Genomic DNA, 19,135 nt, shown 5'->3' on the forward strand with positions numbered 1-19,135 from the left:
TATGCGCCGCCTCGATCTGGAATTCCAGCCAGCCCCCGGCCGCCCGATCGCCTGGTCGCTGTTGACCCTGGGATGCGCCGTACTCGCAGCGATGCTGCTGATCGAGCAGCACTTGCAGGACGAACAGGCGGACCTTCAGGCCCGGGTCCATCTGCTCGAGCAGCAGCTGGGACGCCGCCCGGTCAGCGCCGCCCCCCTGAGCAGCGCCGCCAGCCGCGAGCAGGCCGAACAACTGGCGCAGATGCGCAGCGTCTCCCAGCAACTGCAACGGCCCTGGCAGCAACTGTTCGCCATGCTCGAGGGCATGCCCCAGGAAGACGTGGCACTGCTGAGCCTGACTCCCGATGCGCGCAAAGGCCAAGTCCGTATCGCTGCCGAAGCCCGCAACCTGGAAGCCATGCTCCAGTACCACCAGCGCCTGGAGCGCAGCGAGGAGCTGCGCGATGTCTCGCTGCTCAACCATGAGGTGGTGACCGGCCAGCCTGAGCATCCGGTGCGCTTCAACCTGACCGCGACCTGGGAGACCGGCCATGCGCGTCCCTAGTCTGATTCTCCATGAGCGCCTTGCACGCCTGGGCCGTGTCGGGTGCGCCGCAGTCGCCGTCGGCACCCTGGCGCTGTTGGTCGGGGTCACCTGGGTGCTGCCGCAATGGCAGGCCGTGCGGGAACTGCGGGCCAGCGAGGCGGACGCGGCGGTGCAGGTGCAACGGGTCAAGCGCGGCGAGCTCAAGGTGGCGCTTCAGCCTGAGCAGCAGGCGCTGGACAGTCTGCGTCAGCAACTGCCTGGACAACCCCAGGCCAGTGAGCTGATCGAGCGCCTGTATCACCTGGCCAGCGCCGAGCGCATCAGCCTGGCGCGTGGCGAGTACGCCCTGGGCGTCGACCCGAAAACCCAGCTGGCGCGCTACCAGATCGTGCTGCCAGTGCGCGGCAGCTATCCGCAGATCCGCGGTTTTCTCCAGGCGCTACTCGGCCAGGTGCCGACCTTGGTGCTCGAGGACCTGGAGCTGCAGCGCAAACGCATCGGTGAGCGCGAGCTCAACGGTCGTCTGCGCATGACCCTTTACCTGTCGAGGTCGTGATGAACACTCAACGCGCGGTGATGTGGGTCGGCTTTCTCGGACTTTCAGGCGCTCTGGCCTGGGCGCCAGGGCACTGGTTCGGCGAGCAAGACGGTGTCGAGCCCTTCGCGGGTAAGCCCGCGCCCACGACAACCAGCGCCCGCACAGCACCTGTGGCAGCGGATTTGCCCGCGATAGGAAAAGCAAAGGCCTCGACAGACCTGTTCCCGGCCCAGCAATGGACCGCGCCAAAAACCATGGCCACCGTCACCGAGCAACCCGTTGCCCCGGCGCCGGTGGTGGAGGCCGCACCCACCGCCCCGGTGTTGCCTTTCCAGTTCGTAGGCCGCCTGGGGGATCGCGACGACCTGCAGGTGTTCCTGCAGAACGGCGAGAAACTCTATGTCGTGCGCCAGGGCGATGTCATCGAACACACCTACCGCCTCGACCGGATCTCGGCCACCGAGCTGGACCTGGTCTACCTGCCTTTGCACCAGTCACAGACATTGTCTGTCGGGAGCGCACCATGAAGCCTTCGAAGTTGTGCAAGCCTGCTCCGTTCATGATGCTGGCTTTGTGCGTGGCCCTGGCGGGCTGCGGCTCCAGCGGTACGCGCAAGGACAGCGCCGAGCTGATGAAGGAGGGCCAGTACGAGGCGGGCATCGCCATGCTGGAAGACGCGCTGCGTGAAGACCCGCGCGACACTGAGCTGAACATCGCTCTGGCCCATGGTCGCCAGCAGGCTGTCGAAGCGCTGCTGACCCAGTCCGACGCCGACCGCATCCGCCATGACTTCGCCAGTGCACGCATGGGCTATGGCCGGGTCCTGACCATCGAGCCGAACAACCGTCGCGCCCAGGAAGGCATTCGCCAACTGGAGCTGGTGCGCAACCTCGACGAACGTGTGGCCATGGGCCAGGCCGCGCTGCGCCAGGGCGATCTGTTCGGTGCCGAACGCTACATGCGCGATGTGCTGCGCCTGGATCCGCAGAACCAGAAGGGCATTGCGCTGCGCAGCGACATCGAAAACGTTCAGGCGCGCACCGCGCAGCCGTTCCCGCAGTTGCGCAGCAAGCTGGAGCGGCCGGTGACCCTGGAGTTCCGCGACGCCAATCTCAAGACCATCTTCGAGGTGCTGTCCCAGGTCGCCGGGATCAACTTCATCTTCGACAAAGACCTGCGCCCGGACATGAAAGCCACCATCTTCGTGCGCGATGTGCGCATCGAAGACGCCGTGGCCCTGCTGCTGGAGCAGAACCAACTGCACCAGAAGATCGTCAACGACAACACCTTGCTGATCTACCCCGATTCCCCGCAGAAGACCAAGGACTACCAGGAACTGGTCATGCGCACCTTCTATCTGACCAGCATCGACGCCAACACCGCGTTGAACATGGTCAAGACCATGCTCAAGACCCGTGATGTGTTCGTCGATGAACGTCTGAACACCCTGACCATGCGCGATACACCCGATGCCATCCGCATGGCCGAGAAGCTCTTGCAGTCCCAGGACCAGTCCAACCCGGAGGTGGTGCTGGAGGTGGAAGTGATGGAGGTGGCCCGGTCACGCATCCTCGACCTGGGCCTGCAATGGCCCAGTACCTTCGGTGTGCTCAACGACGAGGGCAACCCGGTCAGCGTGCTCGACCAGCTGCGCGGCATCGACTCCAGCCGCATCAGCATCGCCCCGGCGCCCCAGGCCAAGATCAACGCCGCCGACAAGGACATCAACACCTTGGCCAGCCCAGTGATCCGCGTCAGCAACCGTGAGCAAGCGCGCATCCACATCGGCCAGCGGGTGCCGATCATCAGCGCCACTTCGGTGCCGTCGACCCAAGGCCCGGTGATCACTGAAAGTGTCACCTACCTGGATGTAGGTCTGAAACTCGAAGTGCAGCCCACCGTGCACCTGAACAACGAAGTGGCGATCAAGGTGGCCCTGGAAGTGAGCAACGCCACCCCGCTGGAGCCGACTCGCCAGGGCACCATCCCGGTCCAGGTCGATACCCGCAACGCCCAGACCAGCCTGCGTTTGCATGATGGCGAGACTCAGGTACTGGCGGGCCTGGTACGCAACGACCTGACCTCCAGTGGTAACAAGATCCCCGGCCTGGGTGACATCCCCGGCCTGGGGCGGCTGTTCGGCAGCAACCGCGACGACAAGAGCAAATCCGAGCTGGTGCTGGCGATCACCCCGCGCATCGTGCGCAACCTGCCGTACCAGAGTCCGTCGGACATGGAGTTCGCCACGGGTACCGAGTCGAGCCTGCAGGTCCGTCAGCAGATGATGGCCCCTGTCGTGCAGCCTGAGGCCGAGCCGACCCAGGGCACGGTCGCCACCGTCCCGGCCGCGATCACCACCCCAGTGGGCCCACGGCCATGAAACGCCAGCAGCGGGGGTTCAGCCTCATCGAAGTAGTGGTGACCCTGGCACTGCTCGGGTTGCTCGCCAGCATGGCCGCGCCCTTGACCGAAACCGTGGTGCGCCGGGGCAAGGAGCAACAGCTGCGCGAAGCGCTGTATCAGATTCGCGACGCCATCGACGCCTACAAACGTGCCTTCGATGCCGGCTACATCGAGAAGCGCCTGGACAGCAGTGGCTACCCGCCGAGCCTGGAGGTGCTGGTCGAAGGGGTGCGCGACGTGCGCAGTGCCAAAGGGGCGAAGTTCTACTTCCTGCGGCGCATCCCCCATGACCCGTTGGTGGCGGCCAAGCGTGAGGACGAAGGGGGCTGGGGGCTGCGTGCCTACGACAGCAGCGCCGACAATCCGCGTGATGGCAAGGACGTCTTCGATGTGTACTCCAAGGCCAGCGGCATTGGCCTGAACGGCATCCCTTACGGGCAATGGTGACGGTCATGAAACGCAACCGTGGCTTTACCCTCATCGAACTGCTGGTGGTCATGGCGATCATCGCCACCCTGATGACCATCGCCTTGCCGCGCTATTTCAACAGCCTGGAGGCCTCCCGCGAGGCCACGCTGCGCCAGAGCCTGGCCGTGCTGCGCGAGGCCCTGGACCATTACTACGGCGACACCGGCCATTACCCCGAGTCCTTGGAGCAACTGGTGGAGCAGCGCTACCTGCGCAACACCCCGGTGGACCCGATCACCGAGCGCAGCGATGCCTGGCAACTGGTGCCGCCGCCGGAGGGCGTGACGGGCGGGGTGGCCGATATCAAAAGCGGTGCAACCGGGAGGGCGCGTGATGGCAGCCTCTATGCCGAATGGTAAGGCCTGCGCGGGCTTCACCTACCTGGGCGTGCTGTTTCTGATCGCGGTCAGCAGCATGGCCCTGGCCGCCACCGGCACCCTGTGGGCCACGGCCGCCCAGCGCGAACACGAGCGCCAGCTGCTGTGGATCGGTGGCCAGTACGCCCAGGCGCTGCGCAGCTACTACCGTGCATCGCCTGGCCTGGCCCAGTACCCGCAGGCGCTGGCAGAGCTGCTGGAGGACAACCGGTTCCCATCGCCCCAGCGGCACATCCGCCGCTTGTACCCCGACCCGATCACCAACGGCGAAGATTGGGGCCTGCTGCGTTCGGAGGACGGGCGGATCACCGGCATTCACAGCCGTTCGGATGCCACGCCACTCAAACGCAGCGGGTTCGATGCCCAGTGGTCCGGTTTCGAGGGGCTCGAGCACTACAGCGACTGGCAATTCGTCGCCGAGCAGCCGTTCGCCGAGGGTAGCGGCGCAGCCCGTACCCACAGCGGCCCAGGAGATACGCCATGAAGCCGCTCGCTGCCCTGTGCTGCCTGTGCCTGCTGCTTGCCTTGCCTGGCACCCCGGCCCGTGCTGACGCCGAGGACGAGATGAAGGGGTTCATCGTCGACAACACCATCTCGCACATCGGCCATGACTTCTACAACGACTTCACCGACCGCCTGCGCGCCACGAGCCGCCTGGATTTCAACCTGGTGGTGCGCGAACGCCCCGACGCCCGTTGGGGCAGCCTGGTGACGGTGGAGTACGAACGCGAGGTGTTGTACCGGCGCTTCCTGCCACCCAATACCACGCAACTCAAAGACGAGGCCGTCGCGGCGGCGGACCTGGTCAAGCAGCAGATCATCCAGCGCAAGCTGCAACGGCTGCTGCAGGACACCACTGATCTGGAGAGGGACGAGCTATGAGCAACCACATTTCCCGGTGCGTCGCCGTCTGCCTGCTGGCCGGCGCCTTTGCCGGTCATACCCAGGCCACGGAGCTTGTGTACACCCCGGTCAATCCGGCGTTCGGCGGCAACCCGCTCAACGGCACCTGGCTTTTGAACAACGCCCAGGCGCAGAACGACCATGACGACCCAGACCTCAAGGACCGCGCCTCGGCCTTCGCCGGCACCTCGGCCTTGGAGCGCTTCAGCAACCAGCTCGAGTCGCGGTTGTTGTCCCAGTTGCTGGACAACATCAACGACGGCAAGACCGGCAGCCTCTCTACGGATTCGTTCCTGATCGATGTGATCGACGACTCCGGGGCCCTCAGCATCAAGGTCACCGACCGTGCGACAGGGGAAGTCTCGATCATCGAGGTCAGCGGCCTGAACCCCTGAGAGGGACGGGCCAATAGGGGAGAACGACCATGAAACGCTTGCTGAGCACACTGCTGATCCTCGCCACCTTGCAAGGCTGCGGCCTGCGCGAGCCGATGCCCGCCGAACAGGATACGGAGACCCCGACCCTGACCCCGCGCGCCTCGACCTACTACGACTTGATCAACATGCCACGGCCCAAGGGCAGGCTGATGGCAGTGGTGTACGGCTTCCGTGACCAGACCGGGCAGTACAAGCCGACCCCGGCAAGCTCCTTCTCCACCAGCGTCACCCAAGGCGCGGCGAGCATGTTGATGGACGCCTTGAGCGCCAGCGGCTGGTTCGTGGTCCTGGAGCGCGAGGGCCTGCAGAACCTGTTGACCGAGCGCAAGATCATCCGCGCTTCGCAAAAGAAACCCGACGCGCCCTTGAACATCCAGGGCGAGTTGCCGCCACTGCAGGCGGCCAACCTGATGCTCGAAGGCGGCATCATCGCCTACGACACCAACGTGCGCAGTGGCGGAGAGGGTGCTCGGTATCTGGGCATCGACCTATCCCGTGAGTACCGCGTCGATCAGGTGACCGTGAACCTGCGGGCGGTGGATGTGCGCAGTGGCCAGGTGCTGGCCAATGTGATGACCAGCAAGACCATCTATTCGGTCGGTCGCAGCGCCGGGGTGTTCAAGTTCATCGAGTTCAAGAAACTGCTCGAAGCCGAGGTGGGCTATACCACCAACGAACCGGCCCAGCTGTGCGTGCTGTCGGCGATCGAGGCGGCTGTGGGACACCTGCTGGCCCAGGGCATCGAGCGCCGGTTGTGGCAGGTGGCGGATGCAGGGGAGGGCAACGGGCAGGTGGACAAATTCCTGAGCCAGAACCAGCAGCAGTGATTGGCTTAACTGCCACTTCGCGGGACAACCCGCTCCCACAGGTACAGCGTCGCCTCCCGATGCGGTGCGATCCTGGTGGGCGCGGGTTCATCCGCGAACAGGTCAGAGCGCTTTCTATCGTCAACGCGCCTTGCGCAGTGTCAGGTTGATCCGCCGCTCACCCATTCTCGGGTGCACGCCAGGCTTGATCGGCATCACCCCGTGATAGCGCAGTCGATCCTCGCCTCCCCATACCAGCACATCGCCGTGGCTCAAGGGTATCCGTTGAGTCCGGTCCGAGCGCTGCAGTCCACCGAAGAGAAACACCGCTGGTAATCCCAAGGACAGCGACACGATCGGCTGGCCGAAATCGCGCTCGTCACGGTCCTGGTGCAAGGTCAAGCGAGTGCCGGGGACGTAGTGGTTGATCAGGCAGGCGTCCGGGACGAAGCCATCGAAACCGGCAGCGCAGGCGGCGCGATCGGCAAGATCGAGCAGAACCTGGGGCATGGCCGGCCAGGGCAGGCCGGTCTTGGGGTCGGTGGGGCTGTAGCGGTAGCCTTGCTCGTCGCTGACCCAACCCTGGGCGCCGCAGTTGGTCAGTGCCACGGCCATGTGCAGGCCGCCCGGGGTGCGCATATGGCGAAAGGGCGCGGCGCGCAATACCGGGCGCAGGGCATCGAGTACAGCCTCGATTTCGGCCAGGGCGAAGCCTGGCAGCAGCACCGTGTGGCTGGCCAGGCGTTGCGGCTGCGGGCCGAACAGGTCGAGGTCGGATTGGATCATGGGGTTGGCGTCGGTTGGGTCTGCACGCATTGTAATGCCGGCGGCCTGTCCGTGGGCCAGTCGAAGCGACGAACCGTTCAGCCTGCGCGGTGTGAGCGCTGCCCCCTTTGCGGGTGTATCCGGGAAGGAGCAGCGGCGACTTCAAGCCAAGCGCTGTGACAGGGGAGAGGGTTTACCGCCAAGGAAGGGGGAGTAAAAAGGAACCGCGGCGCCAGGGAGAGGGAACACCGCGGTCCAAGGGGGGACCCGCTACTGCTGGGTGACGATGGCAGTGTTGGTGCTGCCGTACTGGGTAATGGCGGCGTTCTGGTTCATGTTGCTCTGGGTGACGGTCGCCAGGTTGCCGGTGCCGCCCTGGGTGACATAGGCGACGTTGGCGACGTCGGTCTGGGTGATGTTGGCGGTGTTGCCACTGCCATACAGTTGGTAGGTGTAGCTTTGGTTGCCCTGGCCGGACTGGTCGAGGTTGATGACGTTGCCGTTACCGGCGCTCAAGCCCTCGGCGTAGTTGCCGCCGTCGCGTTGCGCGGCGATGAGCAGGTTGTCGCTGCCATTTTGCTCGAAGTACAGCTCGTTGTTGCCATCGACCTGGTTGGTCTCCATGGTGTTGCGGTTGCCGTTCTGCTCGAGCTTGGCCACCTGGTTCATGCCTTCCTGGTTGAAGTTGACGCTGTTGCCGTTGCCGTTCTGCTTGACCTGGGCTGTCTGGCTGCTGCCGAACTGGCCGCCGAACTTCTCGCCCTTCCAGTTGCTGGCCAGGACCTTGTTACCGTTGCCGGTGGTGTCGATGGTCAGGCTGTGGTTGTCGCCGGTCTGGTAGGTGAAGTGCAGGTTGTCCTTGCCGTTCTGGGTGATGTCGACCACCGAGTGGGTGGACTCGAACTGGTCCGACCAACTGGCGTTACGCTGGCCGCTCTGGGACAGATGGGCGGAGTTGGCCTCGCCGAAGCTCTGGTCGATGTAGCCCTCGTTGAGCTGGCCTTGCTGATAGACACTGGCCTGGCTGGCGACCTGGGTGTCCTGCCATACCTCTACAGAGTGGCCGCTACCGACCTGCTGGATGTCGATGGTGCCGCCCAGGCCGTTGCGCTGGTCGCCATAGGCCCAGCTGGCCTGGCCCTTCTGCCCGATGCGGATGTCGCCGTTGTCATGGAGGATGTGCTCGGCGGCGGCGGTATTGCCGGTGCCTTCCTGCATGATCTGGGCGCGGTTGTTGGTGCCGCCGATCAATTGTTCGACCACGGCATCGTTGGCACTGCCTTGCTGCAGCGTGGTGGCCTGGGCTCCAGTCTGGAACTCCTGGAACACCCTGGACATGTTGCCGGTGCCCTGCTGGACCTGCAGCACCTGGTTGTCCTGGCCCAGCGACTGGCTGGAGAAGTTGTCGTTCAGGCTGCCGCCGGAGCGCTGGAGGGTCTTGCTGCCGTTCTCCAGGATCTGGTCGGCGTAGCCGGCATTGAAGGAGCCGGTAGCGCTCTGGCTGATATCGCTGGTGCTGGTGTCCTGCACGGCCAGGTGGTTGTGGCCCTGGCCGTTCTGGTCCTGGGTGGCCGAGGCGTAGGGGGCGACGGTCTGCTGGACTTCGGCGATGTTCGCCTTGCCCTGCTGGCTCTGGGTCGAAAGGCTGTCATCGGCCATGACCTGGCCGGCGATCGCCAGGACAACGGCGGCGCTTAAGGGAGCGAGCTTGAACATGGTGGTGCCTCCAGGTCTAACGGTATTGAGTGATCTGAACATGTTGGCCATTGCCAGCCTGGGTCACGGCGCTGGTGAGCCCCGTGCCGCTTTGCTGGATGCTGGCGGTGTTGTAGCTACCGAACTGCTCGATCGAGGCGCTGTTGTTGCTACCGCTCTGGCGGATGGCAGCGTTGTTGCCCTGGCCCTGTTGCACGATCGAGGCCATCAGGTCGCTGCCTTCCTGCAGGATGTACGCCTCCTGCGCCCCCCCGGCCTGGACGATCCGGCCCAGCAGGGCCTGACCGTTCTGATCGAGGGCGGCGCGGTTGCCCGAACCTTGCTGCTCGATGACCGCCATCTGGCCGGCACCTGCGGGGATCAGGCGCACGATCACCGGTTCTCCCAGGTCGTTGCCCAGCGCAAGGTCGGCATTGTCCATCAGGTCGTCGGCCCAGCCGCTCTGGAGGGCCTGGCCCGCCAGGGCCAGGCAGAGCAGCAGTGGATTCAGGCGTTTCATGGCAGCCTCCCGGGCTTACTGCAGCCTGACCGGCACGGTGCGAACAGTGCCTTGGCTGGTACGGATGGTCGCTGACGGCGTGGCGGTCGGTACCAGGGTGGTGCTGTTGCTCACGATCACCCGCCAGCGTCCGGTCAGTGGTACTGCAGTGCTGCCCAGGGTCACCAGACCGTTACGGGTGGTCACCTGCACCGTGACGGTGTTGCCGGTGGTCACCGAGGACGTACCGCTGATGTCCCAGTTGTAACGGTTGTTGGAGCGTGCGGTGACCGTCGCCGCGGTGACCGTGAGGGTCTCGGTCGGCGGCTTGGGCGAGACCTGCACGGTGACGGTGCCATTGCCGGACAGCGCGCCGATCGAGTCCCGTACCACATAGGTGAACGTGGTGGTGAAAGGCGCGGTGACGGTGGCCGGTGGCGTGTAGGTGACCGTGGTGCCGTTGTGGCTGACCGTGCCGCGACCGACCGGTGGCTGAGTGACACTGGCCACGGCCAGCGGCAGGTTGCCTTCAGGGTCGGTGTCGTTGGCCAGCACGTTGATGGTCAGCGGTACACCCAGGGTCGCGACACTGTCGGCGACAGCGGTCGGTGCGCGGTTGGGCACGACGTTGACGGTCACCGTGGCAGGCTCGGACTTCAGCCCTTTGGCGTCCTGGGCGCGGTAGCTGAAGATCGCCGGGAAGGCCGTGGTGGCACCGACAGGCGGGGTATAGGTCACCGAGGTGGTGCCGTTGAGAACCACCGAGCCCAGGCCGGTACCCGGTTGGGTGAGATCGGTGATGGTCAACGGCAAGTCGCCGTCGGGGTCCGTGTCGTTGGTCAGCAAGTTGAGGGTCAGCGGTACGCCGACACTGGTCCCACCGACATCGGCCTGAGCCAGCGGCGGCTGGTTCTCGGCGACGACCGGTGCGTTGCCCACCACTGTTACCGGTTCGACGTCACTGCCGCCGCGGGCGGACTTGACCGTGACGGTGGCAGGTGGCTGGGTCAGGTCGGTGACGGTCAAGGTCTGCAACGTGCCGGACTTGGACAGGCGACCATAGCCCTGGGCTACCAGGTCCGGTATCAGCACTTCGTCACTGGAGCTGGCCTCGATCACCAGGCGTTTGCTGGCCCAGTCGAAATGCGCGGTGCGAATCTTCACCACGTCGCTGAGCTTGCTGGACAACGCTGTTGGCCGAGTGCCACCTGTGGTGCTGCTGGCGGTGACCACCAACACAGGTGGCGGTGCGGCTTGGTTCAACTGCTGGCTGAAGAACAGCCCGTTGTTGTCGGACAACAAGGTGAACTCGCAGGGCGAGCCCGGGGTGCCGACCAGGGCCAGGCCATAGCGCATGCACAGGCTGGCATCGCTCGGTGCCTTGGCGAACACCTCGACGCGGGTGCCGTTGCCGTTACGTTGATAGGTGGCACGCTCCAGGTTCACGGGTGTCTGCGCGCGCGGGTCGAGGACCTTGCCCGAGAGCGTGAACACGTCGGTCTGGATGTGTCCGGCCGGGCCGTCGATGGCCACGAAGTTAGTATTGAACGGGCTGCCGGTCACTGCCTCGGTGATATTGGGGTCGCCGATGAAGGTATCGGTGGCGCCGGTGTCCGGGTTGAGCTCGGTATAGAAGCCCGTGGCGCTGCGCAGGAACGGCCCGATGTCGCCTTTGAGTGCACCGCTGAAGTCACCTGGGGCGCCGATGCCGATGTCACGGGTGATGTTGATCGCGCGCCGGCCGGGGGTGTTGACCACCACGGTTTCGACGCCATAGGGGTGGGTGATGCGGTAGGTGCCAGCGGTCGGCACCGAGGCGCGGATACGAATGCGGGCGAAACTCTGCTGGTCGCCGTCAACCGGGTTCTCGGAGGCGAACGCCGCTTCGATGCCGGCGACGTACACCTCCAGTTCATAGCCGCTGTTGCCCACGGCAGGAATCGACGTTTCGGCCAGGAACCAGAACATCTCAGGCGGCCAGTTATCCGGGAATACCAGCGGCAGTGTGTCGTCATACACGCCCGGCTCTGGCAGCAAGGTGCACATGTACGCAGGTGCTCCGGGGGCGCCGGGTGCCCGTGAGCTGGTGGCGCGCGACTGGCACAGCTCCAGCGACAGTTCGCTGGCGTCCTTGTACCACATCGGATAACCGCCGGTGGCCAGGGTGTAGGGGCCTGGATCGACCTCGGTGAGCGCAGCCGATACCGCGCCGCTGAGAGAGAGGGAGAGCCCGGCGGCGTAAAGCGCCCGGCGCGGCCAAGTGTTCATGCTGCCTCCTTGAAGGCGAAGCCTTTGTCTGTTCATGGCACCAGCACCACGTCTTCGCTGTCGCTACCGCCGTTGTCGCTGGTGACGTGCACCTTCGCGGGCGGAATCGGCGAAAGCCCTGTGCTCAACGTCTTCACCGCACCGTCGCCGGAGAGGCTGCCGATCAGCGCGCCATTGCCGGTGCGCGCGACCATGGGCGGTGGGGAGGTCTCGTCGCTGCTGCTGGCGACCAGGGTCAGCTGACCGCTGGACAAGCTGTATTCGGCGCGGGTGATGGTCACCAGGTCGGTCAGCGGCAGATTGGCGGTGGTGGCGGTGCTGGTGGGAATGGCCAGGCTGTTGTCGGCGCTGAGGGTCAGGGTGGCCGGCAGCGTCGGGTCGAGCGTGGACTGGCCGTACCAGGTGCCGGTCTTGTTGGCTTCGGTCAGCGGCAGGTTGGGGGACTGGCTGGTCAGGCTGACCGTGGCCGGTGGCGGCGGCGCCAAGGCGAACACATCCTGCTGGGCGCGCAGGTCCCCATTTTCGGTGTGCCGTGAGTAGGTGCTGCGTTGAGGCAGCAACGGGGTCGGCAGGTTGACCGAGGACAGTTTGCCGGACACGGCGAACAGCTCGGTACGCAGGTCGATGCCGTTAGGGCCCTCGATGCGTACGAAGTTGGTATTGAACGGGCTGCCGGTCACGGCTTCGTTCAGGTTGGGGTCGCCGATGAACTGCTCGCTGGCCCCGGTGCTGGGATTGGTTTCGGTGTACGGGCCGTTGACACTGCGCAGGAACGGGCCGATGTCACCTTTGAGCGCACCGGTGAAGTTGCCTGGCGAGCCGATGCCGATGTCGCGGGTCATGTTGATGGCCCGACGGCCCGGGGTGGCCACGTCGAACACCTCGACGCCGTAGGGGTGGGTGATGATGTAGGTCCCCGCAGTGGGGACATCGACGCGGATGCGCACCCGGGCGAAGCTGACTTGGTCGCCTTCAAGAGGGTCGCCACCGCCGAACGCGGCCTCGATCGCCGAGACATAGCCCAGGTTGACTCCGCGGGCGGCATCATTGATGGCCGCGTCGGCGGTGAACCAGAACGCCTCGTCAGGGAAGTTGCTGGGGAAGACGATCGGCTGGGTATCGTCGAACACGCCCGGGGTCGGCAGCAACGTGCACATGTACGACGGCGCGCCTGGAGCACCTGGCACCCGTGAGCTGACCGCTTTGGTCAGGCACAGGTCCAATACCCGGCCATGGGTGTCCTGATACCACGCGGCGAAGCCGCCGTTCTCCGGTGTGTAGGTGCCCTGGTCGACTGCATTGAGCGCAGCCTGGGCCGGAAGCTGGAGCATGCTGGCGAAGATCGCCACTGCCAGCGGGTGGGGTGTCGGTCGGTGCATGAGTCAAACCCTCCTGCAAACGGGCCCATGGGTTGGGGCGTCTGCACAGGGATCGGCAACAGCCGTGCCAGTTTTTTGATATTGCGCTGCAGGCCTTGCAGGACTTGGCGTCTGGCACACTGCAGGTTGCTTTTTCGCCAGCCGGTGGTGGGCTGAGTCCCCCAGCATTGGGGAATTGGGGCGCGACTTGTGGGGCGTCGTCTTGGCGGTCAGGCCCGCTCCCTCAGGGGGCACGCCGACCGGTAGCGCGGATACACCTGCGAAAGGTCGCGCACCGGCAGTCAGTGCCTTTACGTAAACGTAAGCTTTATGCCAACCTCCACCTCAACCGGATGACGGCCCGGGGATTCTGACGCACACTGCAACAAGTCCCGGAGCCCTTCCCCTGTGGGGGCACAGCTGGAGTAAACGATGGCGCGACAATACCCAATAACAAACGCCTCTGACCCTTTGCAGGAATCCCGCCAGGCCCGGCTCAAGCTGGCCAACGAAGGCGAACTGCCCTCCGGGATGCTGCGCGAGGAGATCGATGCTTCCTGGCGCCGCAGCCTCGGCCATGGCCTGGACTGCCTGCAGGACGAACAGGTGGGCCTGGGCACCCAGCAGGGGCTCGACCTGCGCTCGCTGCTCGAACACAACCGCCTGCTGATCGACGCGGTCGCCCCGGAACTCGATTACCTGGTCAAGCGCCAGGGCAAAAGTGGCATCGTCATCCTCGGTGACGCCCAGGCCAACGTCCTGGCGATCGAGGGGCAGACCCACGTGCTCGGCCGTGAGGGCCTGCGTGATCTGCACCCGGGCAGTTGCTGGAGCGAGGCGCTGCGCGGCACCAATGCCATCGGCACGGCGGTGGTCGAAGGCCGACCGACCCTGATCAACTGCGGCGAACATTATCTGGACCGCCTGAGCCCGTTCTCGTGCACCTCGGTCCCCCTGCGTGACCCGCATGGCGAGGTGATCGGCGTACTGGACATCACCCGCGAAGGGGTGATGACGCAACCCCAGGACAACCTCTCCACGCTGATGCTCGCCGCCGGCAACATCGAAAGCCGGCTGTTCGGCCTGTGCCACCGCGAGCATCTGGTGCTGGCATTGCACAGCCGTCCGCAATACCTCACCAGCGCCTGGCAGGGGCTGTTGGCCCTGAGCCTGGACGGCGAAGTGCTGGCGGCCAACGACAACGCCTGCCAACTGTTGCAGGTCTCACGTCAGGCGCTGATCGGTCGGCGCAGCAGCGACCTGCTCGGCGAGCGCTCACCGGCGTTCATCGCCCGCTTGTGGCAGGGCGGTGTGAGCAGTGTGCAGACCGCCAAGGGCGAGTTCTTCTTCCGCGCCTTGCAACTGCCGCGTCACGGCAACCTCAGCGTCAACGTAGCGCCTGGCAGGGCGTCTGCCTCGAACCAATTCCCAGCCCTGCAAGCCCTGGCCGGTGGCGATGCGCGTCTGTCCCGAGGCCTGCGCATGGCGCGGCAGGGCCTGGTCAATGGCCTGCCCGTGCTGCTGCTGGGCGAGACAGGCACCGGCAAGGAAGTGGCCGCCCGTGCCTTGCACCAGGCCAGCCCGCGCGCGGACAAACCCTTCGTTGCCGTCAACTGCGCGGCGATTCCCGAAGGCCTGATCGAGTCCGAATTGTTCGGTTACCGGGAGGGCGCCTTCACCGGCTCGCGCCGCGGCGGCATGGTCGGACGCCTGATGCAGGCCCATGGCGGCACCTTGTTCCTCGACGAAATCGGCGACATGCCCCTGGCCCTGCAGGCCCGTCTGCTGCGGGTGTTGCAGGAACGCCGCGTGGCGCCCTTGGGGGCTGGCGAAGAGCAGGAGATCGACGTGGCATTGATTTGCGCCACCCACCGCGACCTCAAACGCCTGGTGGCCGAACAGCATTTTCGCGAGGACCTGTACTACCGGGTCAACGGCGTCTCCCTGCGCCTGCCGGCGCTGCGCGAGCGGGACGATCTGGCGAGCATCATCGAAGGCCTGCTGGACAAGTTCGGTGCCAAGGGCGTGACCCTCGACCCGCCCCTGGCCGAGCTGCTCGAGGGCTTCGACTGGCCGGGCAACATCCGCCAGCTGGAAATGGTGCTGCGCACCGCCCTGGCCATGCGCGAGGACGATGAGCAGGTGCTGAGCCTTGAGCACCTCACCGACTGCCTGCTGGACGAGCTGGCCAGCGGCGCGGCGCCCTCCGGCAGCCTGCGCGAAAACGAACTGGAACTGATCCGTGGGGCCTTGACCCGGCACCAAGGCAATGTTTCGGCCGCCGCCGAGGCCCTGGGCATCAGCCGCGCCACGCTGTACCGCAAGCTCAAGCAGCTGCGCAGCTGACATGGGCGGGCTGTTCGCACGGCTGGTGGAAACCAGTGACCCGCAACTGATGCGCCAGGCTCTGGCCTGGTTGTACAGCTTCGTGCGCCCGCACCGGCGGGCCATCGCCATGCTCCTGGGCTTGTCGCTATGCGCCTCGCTGTTGGCCCTGGCCCAGCCTTGGCTGGTCAAGACCCTGATCGACGAGGGCCTGTTGGCACGCGATTACACGACCCTCTGGCACATGGCTGCGGTGATGATCCTGGCCGGCGTGTTCGGCACGCTGCTGGCGGGCATCAACCGCTACCTGCACACGCGCTTGTCGGGGCGCATCCTGTTTGCCCTGCGCGATGACCTCTATCGGCATTTGCAGCAGCTCTCGCCGACGTTCTACGGGCGTCGACGTACCGGCGACATCCTCTCCCGGCTCGACGGCGATGTCGCCGAGATCCAGCGCTTTGCCGTGGACTCGCTGTTCTCGGCGGTGTCCAGCGTGATCGGCTTGCTCGGCGCGTTGGCACTGATGCTGATGCTCTCCTGGCAATTGTCGCTGTTGCTGGCGCTGTTGATTCCCATCGAAGTGCTGTGGCTGCGCTGGATGCGGCGCAAGGTCGAGCGCGAGGTGCGCAGCCTGCGCGAGCGTTCGACGGATGTGTCGTCGTTTCTGGTCGAAACCTTGCCGGCCATGAAGTTCATCCAGGCGGCGGGGCAGCAGGCCCGCGAGGCCAGGCGCCTGGAGCAGCTCGGTCAGGGCTACATGGGCCAGTTGCTCAAAGTCCAGGTCACCGAGTTCTTCACCCAGGCGGTGCCCGGGACGCTGACCTCCCTGTGCCGCGCCTGTGCGTTTCTGGTCGGTGGTTGGTGGGTGATCCAGGGCACCTGGCAGTTGGGCGCCCTGATCGCCTTTTCCACCTACCTGGGGATGGCAGTAGGGCCGGTACAGAGCCTGCTGGGCCTTTATGTGGCGGTGCAGCGTATGGCGGTGAGCCTGGGCAGGGTGATGGAGCTCAAGCAGGAACCGCTGGCGGTGCATGAGGCCCAGACGCCCAGGCCCATGCCCGATGGTCCGGGCGAGCTGCGTCTGGAGCAGGTGGCTTTCGCCCACGAAGGACGCCAGGGCGCGGTGCTGCAGGACGTGAACCTGTGCATACCGGGCGGGCTGAAGGTTGCCATCAGCGGCGCCTCGGGCGTGGGCAAATCGACCCTGATCGACCTGCTGCAACGCTTTTACGACCCCGATGCCGGGCGCATCCTGCTGGACGGCACGGACCTGCGCGAGCTGGACCTGCAGGCGCTGCGCCGACGTATCGCCGTGGTCAGCCAGGACATCGTGCTGTTTCGTGGCACCTTGGCGCAGAACCTGGCCTACAGCACGCCCGAGGCCAGCCTGGCCGATCTTGAGCGCGTGGTGCGTCTGACCCAGCTCCAGAGCCTGGTGCAAAGCTTGCCGCTGGGCCTGGATGGCCTGCTCGGCGAGCGTGGCCAACAGTTGTCCGGCGGGCAGAAGCAACGCATCGCCATTGCCCGCGCGCTGCTACAGGACCCTGCGATCCTGGTGCTCGACGAGGCCACCTCGGCGGTGGACGAAGCCACCGAACGTGAAGTCATCGCGGCCATCGACCAGCTGTTCGCCGGCCGCACTCGCATCCTCATCAGCCACCGTGCCTCGACCCTTGCCGATGCCGACCTGCACCTGCAGGTGCAGGATGGCCAACTCAAGGTCAGGCCCCGGGAGGTTGCCGGCCATGGCCACTGAACTGCGCATCGGCGTGATCGACAGCGGCTGCTCGCCTGAGCAGGCCGCGACGTTGGTGGCGGCTCGGCGCTTTCGGCTCGAAGAAGGTGTGCTGTGCGAAGGGGAGCCGGTGCCCGACCACCTGGGACATGGCAGTGCGGTGTTGGCCCGCCTGCAATCGGAGGCCGGCCAGTTGCCGGCGCTGATGGCCCAGGTCTTCGATCGACAGTGGAGCACCAGCGCCCTGCAGGTCGCCGGGGCATTGCTCTGGCTGGTGGAAGAGGGCGCGACCCTGGTCAACCTGAGCCTCGGCCTGCATCAGGACCGACCTGTGCTGCGCCAGGCCTGCGCAGAGGCACAGGCCGCTGGCGTGCTGCTGTGCGCCTCAAGCCCCGCCCGGGGTGGGCCGGTGTATCCGGCCAGCTATCCTGGCGTGCTGCGTATCACCGGCGATGCCCGTTGTGCGCCAGGGCAGTGGTCCTGGCTGGGCAGCGGCCAGGCCGACCTCGGCGGGTATGTCGGCGGGCAGGGCATGGCCGGTGCGAGCCTGGCCTGCGCGGCCTTGAGCGGGCAGATAGCGCGTCTGCTGGCGCAACACCCGGACATGGATCATCCGCAGTTGCTGGCGCACCTGCGCGACGCGGCCGCCTTCACCGGCCCTGAGCGCAGAGGTGCCTACAATGGCTGACCCGCGCATCCTGGTATTGGGCGCAGGCCCTGCGGGCGCGGCTACGGCCCTGGGCCTGCGGCGCCTCGGCTACGCCGTCACGGTCGTCTCGGACTGGCGCCGTTTCGCCGCGGTCGAGGGGATCTCCGAGCGGGTGCTGGAGGGGCTGCGCCATGCCGGTCTGGGCAGGGCGCTGGGCGAGGCGGTGAGCCTGGCGAAGCGCCAAGTGCTCTGGAATGGCGAGCATCTGCGACTGAATCAGGAATACTTGCTCGACCGCCCAGCGTTCGACCGTGCCTTGCGTGGCGATCTGCTGCGGGCAGGCGTGACCGTGATCGAAGGCCGGGTGCGCGAGCTCCTGCACGAGGACGGGCACCAGGTACGGCTGGAAGATGGCCAGGTTTTGCGGGCCGATTTTCTGGTGGAAGCCCGTGGCCGCCAGGCACCGCTGGCGGCTGACCGATCACGCGGTCCGGAAACCGTCAGCCTGCTCAACCGTTGGCAGGGTGCGCCCGGGGAAACGGCATCGGCGGTGCAGAGCCTGGACGACGGCTGGGCCTGGATGGCACGCCTGGCTGATGGGCAGTGCTACTGGCAGATCACGCTCGATGCCGGTGCGGCAAGCCTGCCGGGCAAGGCCGCGCTGCCGGCGTACTGTGCCGCGCGGCGTCGGCAGTCGACGCTGGTGGCACAGCTATTCGATGAGCAGGCGTTGCTGCCTTGCCAGGTGCATGCCCGTAGCAGCACAGCGATCCTGGCAGGCGAGTGTGTGGGCAATGATTGGATCCGGGTGGGCGATGCGGCCATGGCCGTGGACCCGCTGTCGGGCAATGGCATCTTCCAGTCGCTATCGTCAGCGCTGCAGGCACCGGTGGTGATCAATACCTTGTTGCGCCGGCCCGAGCGCGCGGTCTTGGCGCTGCAGTTCCACCAAGCGCGGGTCGAGCAACTGTTCCTGCGCTTTGCCCGCATCGGCCGGGACTTCTACGCCCAGGAGCAGGGCCGTGCCGAGCACATGTTCTGGGCCCGGCGCCGCGCGTGGCCAGACGCTCAGCCGATGCACGCCGAGGCGCACTGGCAGGCTGTGCAGGTGGCGCGTCGACCGGTGCTGCGCGACGGCCTGGTGGAGGAGGCCGAGGTGGTCGTGACCCGGGACCAGCCATTGGGGATCTGGCATCTGCAGGGGGTCGAACTGGCACCGGTGGTGCGAGCTGTGCAGGCGGGCGAGGCGTTGCAGTCGGTACTGGCCGGGATGGCTGTGGAGCAGCAGGGGATGGTGCGCCGGTGGTTAGCCGAGCAGGGGTATCGGTGAGAGCGTTGAGGCCCATCGCAGGCGAAGCTGCGAAGGGCCGTTCAGCAGCTGCG

At 66.0% G+C, this 19,135-nt stretch carries 19 protein-coding genes; 14 read left to right on the top strand and 5 right to left on the bottom strand.

Annotated features, from left to right (window positions below; all coding sequences use genetic code 11):
- The first annotated feature begins 1 nt into the window (after position 1).
- Genes BLS27_RS01505 through BLS27_RS01550 form a run of 10 tightly spaced genes read left to right on the top strand, consistent with a single transcriptional unit; the run spans position 2 to position 6,479 of the window.
- Positions 2-544, top strand: a complete 543-nt coding sequence (locus BLS27_RS01505; protein WP_090342620.1) for a pilus assembly protein — start codon at positions 2-4, stop codon at positions 542-544.
- Positions 531-1,082 carry a type 4a pilus biogenesis protein PilO gene (gene pilO / locus BLS27_RS01510; RefSeq protein ID WP_090342622.1) on the top strand — a complete coding sequence of 184 codons (552 nt, stop codon included), beginning with the start codon at positions 531-533 and terminating at the stop codon, positions 1,080-1,082. The genes BLS27_RS01505 and pilO overlap by 14 nt, the downstream gene beginning before the upstream one ends.
- Positions 1,082-1,591, top strand: a complete 510-nt coding sequence (locus BLS27_RS01515) for a hypothetical protein (RefSeq protein WP_090342625.1) — start codon at positions 1,082-1,084, stop codon at positions 1,589-1,591. Before pilO ends, BLS27_RS01515 begins: the two co-directional genes overlap by 1 nt.
- Complete coding sequence (locus BLS27_RS01520) at positions 1,588-3,444, top strand: secretin N-terminal domain-containing protein (RefSeq protein ID WP_090342629.1); 1,857 nt, start codon at positions 1,588-1,590, stop codon at positions 3,442-3,444. Before BLS27_RS01515 ends, BLS27_RS01520 begins: the two co-directional genes overlap by 4 nt.
- Positions 3,441-3,914 carry a type II secretion system protein gene (locus BLS27_RS01525; RefSeq protein ID WP_070575883.1) on the top strand — a complete coding sequence of 158 codons (474 nt, stop codon included), beginning with the start codon at positions 3,441-3,443 and terminating at the stop codon, positions 3,912-3,914. The genes BLS27_RS01520 and BLS27_RS01525 overlap by 4 nt, the downstream gene beginning before the upstream one ends.
- Before the next feature lie 5 nt (positions 3,915-3,919).
- Positions 3,920-4,294 carry a type II secretion system protein gene (locus BLS27_RS01530; protein WP_043214435.1) on the top strand — a complete coding sequence of 125 codons (375 nt, stop codon included), beginning with the start codon at positions 3,920-3,922 and terminating at the stop codon, positions 4,292-4,294.
- Positions 4,269-4,796: a type II secretion system protein gene (locus BLS27_RS01535; protein ID WP_090342632.1), complete on the top strand. Its 528-nt coding sequence runs from the start codon at positions 4,269-4,271 to the stop codon at positions 4,794-4,796. Before BLS27_RS01530 ends, BLS27_RS01535 begins: the two co-directional genes overlap by 26 nt.
- Positions 4,793-5,194 (top strand): curli production assembly/transport protein CsgE, encoded by a 402-nt coding sequence (csgE, locus tag BLS27_RS01540; RefSeq protein ID WP_043214441.1) that lies wholly within the window; start codon positions 4,793-4,795, stop codon positions 5,192-5,194. Before BLS27_RS01535 ends, csgE begins: the two co-directional genes overlap by 4 nt.
- Positions 5,191-5,610 (top strand): curli assembly protein CsgF, encoded by a 420-nt coding sequence (locus BLS27_RS01545; RefSeq protein WP_043214444.1) that lies wholly within the window; start codon positions 5,191-5,193, stop codon positions 5,608-5,610. Before csgE ends, BLS27_RS01545 begins: the two co-directional genes overlap by 4 nt.
- A 29-nt stretch (positions 5,611-5,639) precedes the next feature.
- Positions 5,640-6,479, top strand: a complete 840-nt coding sequence (locus BLS27_RS01550; protein WP_043214446.1) for a CsgG/HfaB family protein — start codon at positions 5,640-5,642, stop codon at positions 6,477-6,479.
- Positions 6,480-6,599: 120 nt separating this feature from the next.
- Here BLS27_RS01550 and alkB read toward each other — a convergent pair whose 3' ends face one another.
- The 5 genes from alkB to BLS27_RS01575 form a co-directional block, all read right to left on the bottom strand.
- Complete coding sequence (gene alkB / locus BLS27_RS01555) at positions 6,600-7,244, bottom strand: DNA oxidative demethylase AlkB (RefSeq protein ID WP_043214478.1); 645 nt, start codon at positions 7,242-7,244, stop codon at positions 6,600-6,602.
- A 249-nt stretch (positions 7,245-7,493) separates the two neighbouring features.
- On the bottom strand, positions 7,494-8,939 hold the full coding sequence (locus BLS27_RS01560) for a curlin (protein ID WP_090342634.1): 1,446 nt from the start codon (positions 8,937-8,939) through the stop codon (positions 7,494-7,496).
- A 16-nt stretch (positions 8,940-8,955) separates the two neighbouring features.
- On the bottom strand, positions 8,956-9,438 hold the full coding sequence (locus BLS27_RS01565; protein WP_090342635.1) for a curlin: 483 nt from the start codon (positions 9,436-9,438) through the stop codon (positions 8,956-8,958).
- Between the two features lie 15 nt (positions 9,439-9,453).
- On the bottom strand, positions 9,454-11,685 hold the full coding sequence (locus tag BLS27_RS01570; RefSeq protein ID WP_090342637.1) for an Ig-like domain-containing protein: 2,232 nt from the start codon (positions 11,683-11,685) through the stop codon (positions 9,454-9,456).
- Between the two features lie 32 nt (positions 11,686-11,717).
- A complete protein-coding gene (locus BLS27_RS01575) occupies positions 11,718-13,064 on the bottom strand; it encodes a hypothetical protein (RefSeq protein ID WP_090342639.1) in 1,347 nt (448 codons plus the stop codon).
- A 411-nt stretch (positions 13,065-13,475) separates the two neighbouring features.
- On the opposite strand from BLS27_RS01575, the gene BLS27_RS01580 reads away from it, so the two are divergent.
- Genes BLS27_RS01580 through qhpG form a run of 4 tightly spaced genes read left to right on the top strand, consistent with a single transcriptional unit; the run spans position 13,476 to position 19,082 of the window.
- A complete protein-coding gene (locus tag BLS27_RS01580; RefSeq protein WP_090342641.1) occupies positions 13,476-15,389 on the top strand; it encodes a sigma-54-dependent Fis family transcriptional regulator in 1,914 nt (637 codons plus the stop codon).
- Position 15,390: 1 nt separating this feature from the next.
- Positions 15,391-17,124 (top strand): ABC transporter ATP-binding protein, encoded by a 1,734-nt coding sequence (locus tag BLS27_RS01585; protein ID WP_043214456.1) that lies wholly within the window; start codon positions 15,391-15,393, stop codon positions 17,122-17,124.
- Positions 17,114-17,791, top strand: coding sequence for a subtilisin-like serine protease QhpE (gene qhpE / locus BLS27_RS01590; protein WP_043214459.1), 678 nt, complete (start codon positions 17,114-17,116; stop codon positions 17,789-17,791). The genes BLS27_RS01585 and qhpE overlap by 11 nt, the downstream gene beginning before the upstream one ends.
- Positions 17,784-19,082, top strand: coding sequence for a flavin-dependent monooxygenase QhpG (gene qhpG / locus BLS27_RS01595; RefSeq protein WP_090342643.1), 1,299 nt, complete (start codon positions 17,784-17,786; stop codon positions 19,080-19,082). The genes qhpE and qhpG overlap by 8 nt, the downstream gene beginning before the upstream one ends.
- Positions 19,083-19,135 lie beyond the last annotated feature (53 nt).

Origin of the sequence: Pseudomonas guariconensis (assembly GCF_900102675.1) — a bacterium.
GTDB classification, from domain to species: Bacteria; Pseudomonadota; Gammaproteobacteria; order Pseudomonadales; family Pseudomonadaceae; genus Aquipseudomonas; species Aquipseudomonas guariconensis.

Excerpts from the sequence above, each read along its gene's own strand:
- BLS27_RS01505 (WP_090342620.1), top strand. The coding sequence starts at position 2 with ATGCGCCGCCTCGATCTGGAATTCCAGCCAGCCCCCGGCCGCCCGATC.
- pilO (WP_090342622.1), top strand. The coding sequence starts at position 531 with ATGCGCGTCCCTAGTCTGATTCTCCATGAGCGCCTTGCACGCCTGGGC.
- BLS27_RS01515 (WP_090342625.1), top strand. The coding sequence starts at position 1,082 with ATGAACACTCAACGCGCGGTGATGTGGGTCGGCTTTCTCGGACTTTCA.
- BLS27_RS01520 (WP_090342629.1), top strand. The coding sequence starts at position 1,588 with ATGAAGCCTTCGAAGTTGTGCAAGCCTGCTCCGTTCATGATGCTGGCT.
- BLS27_RS01525 (WP_070575883.1), top strand. The coding sequence starts at position 3,441 with ATGAAACGCCAGCAGCGGGGGTTCAGCCTCATCGAAGTAGTGGTGACC.
- BLS27_RS01530 (WP_043214435.1), top strand. The coding sequence starts at position 3,920 with ATGAAACGCAACCGTGGCTTTACCCTCATCGAACTGCTGGTGGTCATG.
- BLS27_RS01535 (WP_090342632.1), top strand. The coding sequence starts at position 4,269 with ATGGCAGCCTCTATGCCGAATGGTAAGGCCTGCGCGGGCTTCACCTAC.
- csgE (WP_043214441.1), top strand. The coding sequence starts at position 4,793 with ATGAAGCCGCTCGCTGCCCTGTGCTGCCTGTGCCTGCTGCTTGCCTTG.
- BLS27_RS01545 (WP_043214444.1), top strand. The coding sequence starts at position 5,191 with ATGAGCAACCACATTTCCCGGTGCGTCGCCGTCTGCCTGCTGGCCGGC.
- BLS27_RS01550 (WP_043214446.1), top strand. The coding sequence starts at position 5,640 with ATGAAACGCTTGCTGAGCACACTGCTGATCCTCGCCACCTTGCAAGGC.
- alkB (WP_043214478.1), bottom strand. The coding sequence starts at position 7,244 with ATGATCCAATCCGACCTCGACCTGTTCGGCCCGCAGCCGCAACGCCTG.
- BLS27_RS01560 (WP_090342634.1), bottom strand. The coding sequence starts at position 8,939 with ATGTTCAAGCTCGCTCCCTTAAGCGCCGCCGTTGTCCTGGCGATCGCC.
- BLS27_RS01565 (WP_090342635.1), bottom strand. The coding sequence starts at position 9,438 with ATGAAACGCCTGAATCCACTGCTGCTCTGCCTGGCCCTGGCGGGCCAG.
- BLS27_RS01570 (WP_090342637.1), bottom strand. The coding sequence starts at position 11,685 with ATGAACACTTGGCCGCGCCGGGCGCTTTACGCCGCCGGGCTCTCCCTC.
- BLS27_RS01575 (WP_090342639.1), bottom strand. The coding sequence starts at position 13,064 with ATGCACCGACCGACACCCCACCCGCTGGCAGTGGCGATCTTCGCCAGC.
- BLS27_RS01580 (WP_090342641.1), top strand. The coding sequence starts at position 13,476 with ATGGCGCGACAATACCCAATAACAAACGCCTCTGACCCTTTGCAGGAA.
- BLS27_RS01585 (WP_043214456.1), top strand. The coding sequence starts at position 15,391 with ATGGGCGGGCTGTTCGCACGGCTGGTGGAAACCAGTGACCCGCAACTG.
- qhpE (WP_043214459.1), top strand. The coding sequence starts at position 17,114 with ATGGCCACTGAACTGCGCATCGGCGTGATCGACAGCGGCTGCTCGCCT.
- qhpG (WP_090342643.1), top strand. The coding sequence starts at position 17,784 with ATGGCTGACCCGCGCATCCTGGTATTGGGCGCAGGCCCTGCGGGCGCG.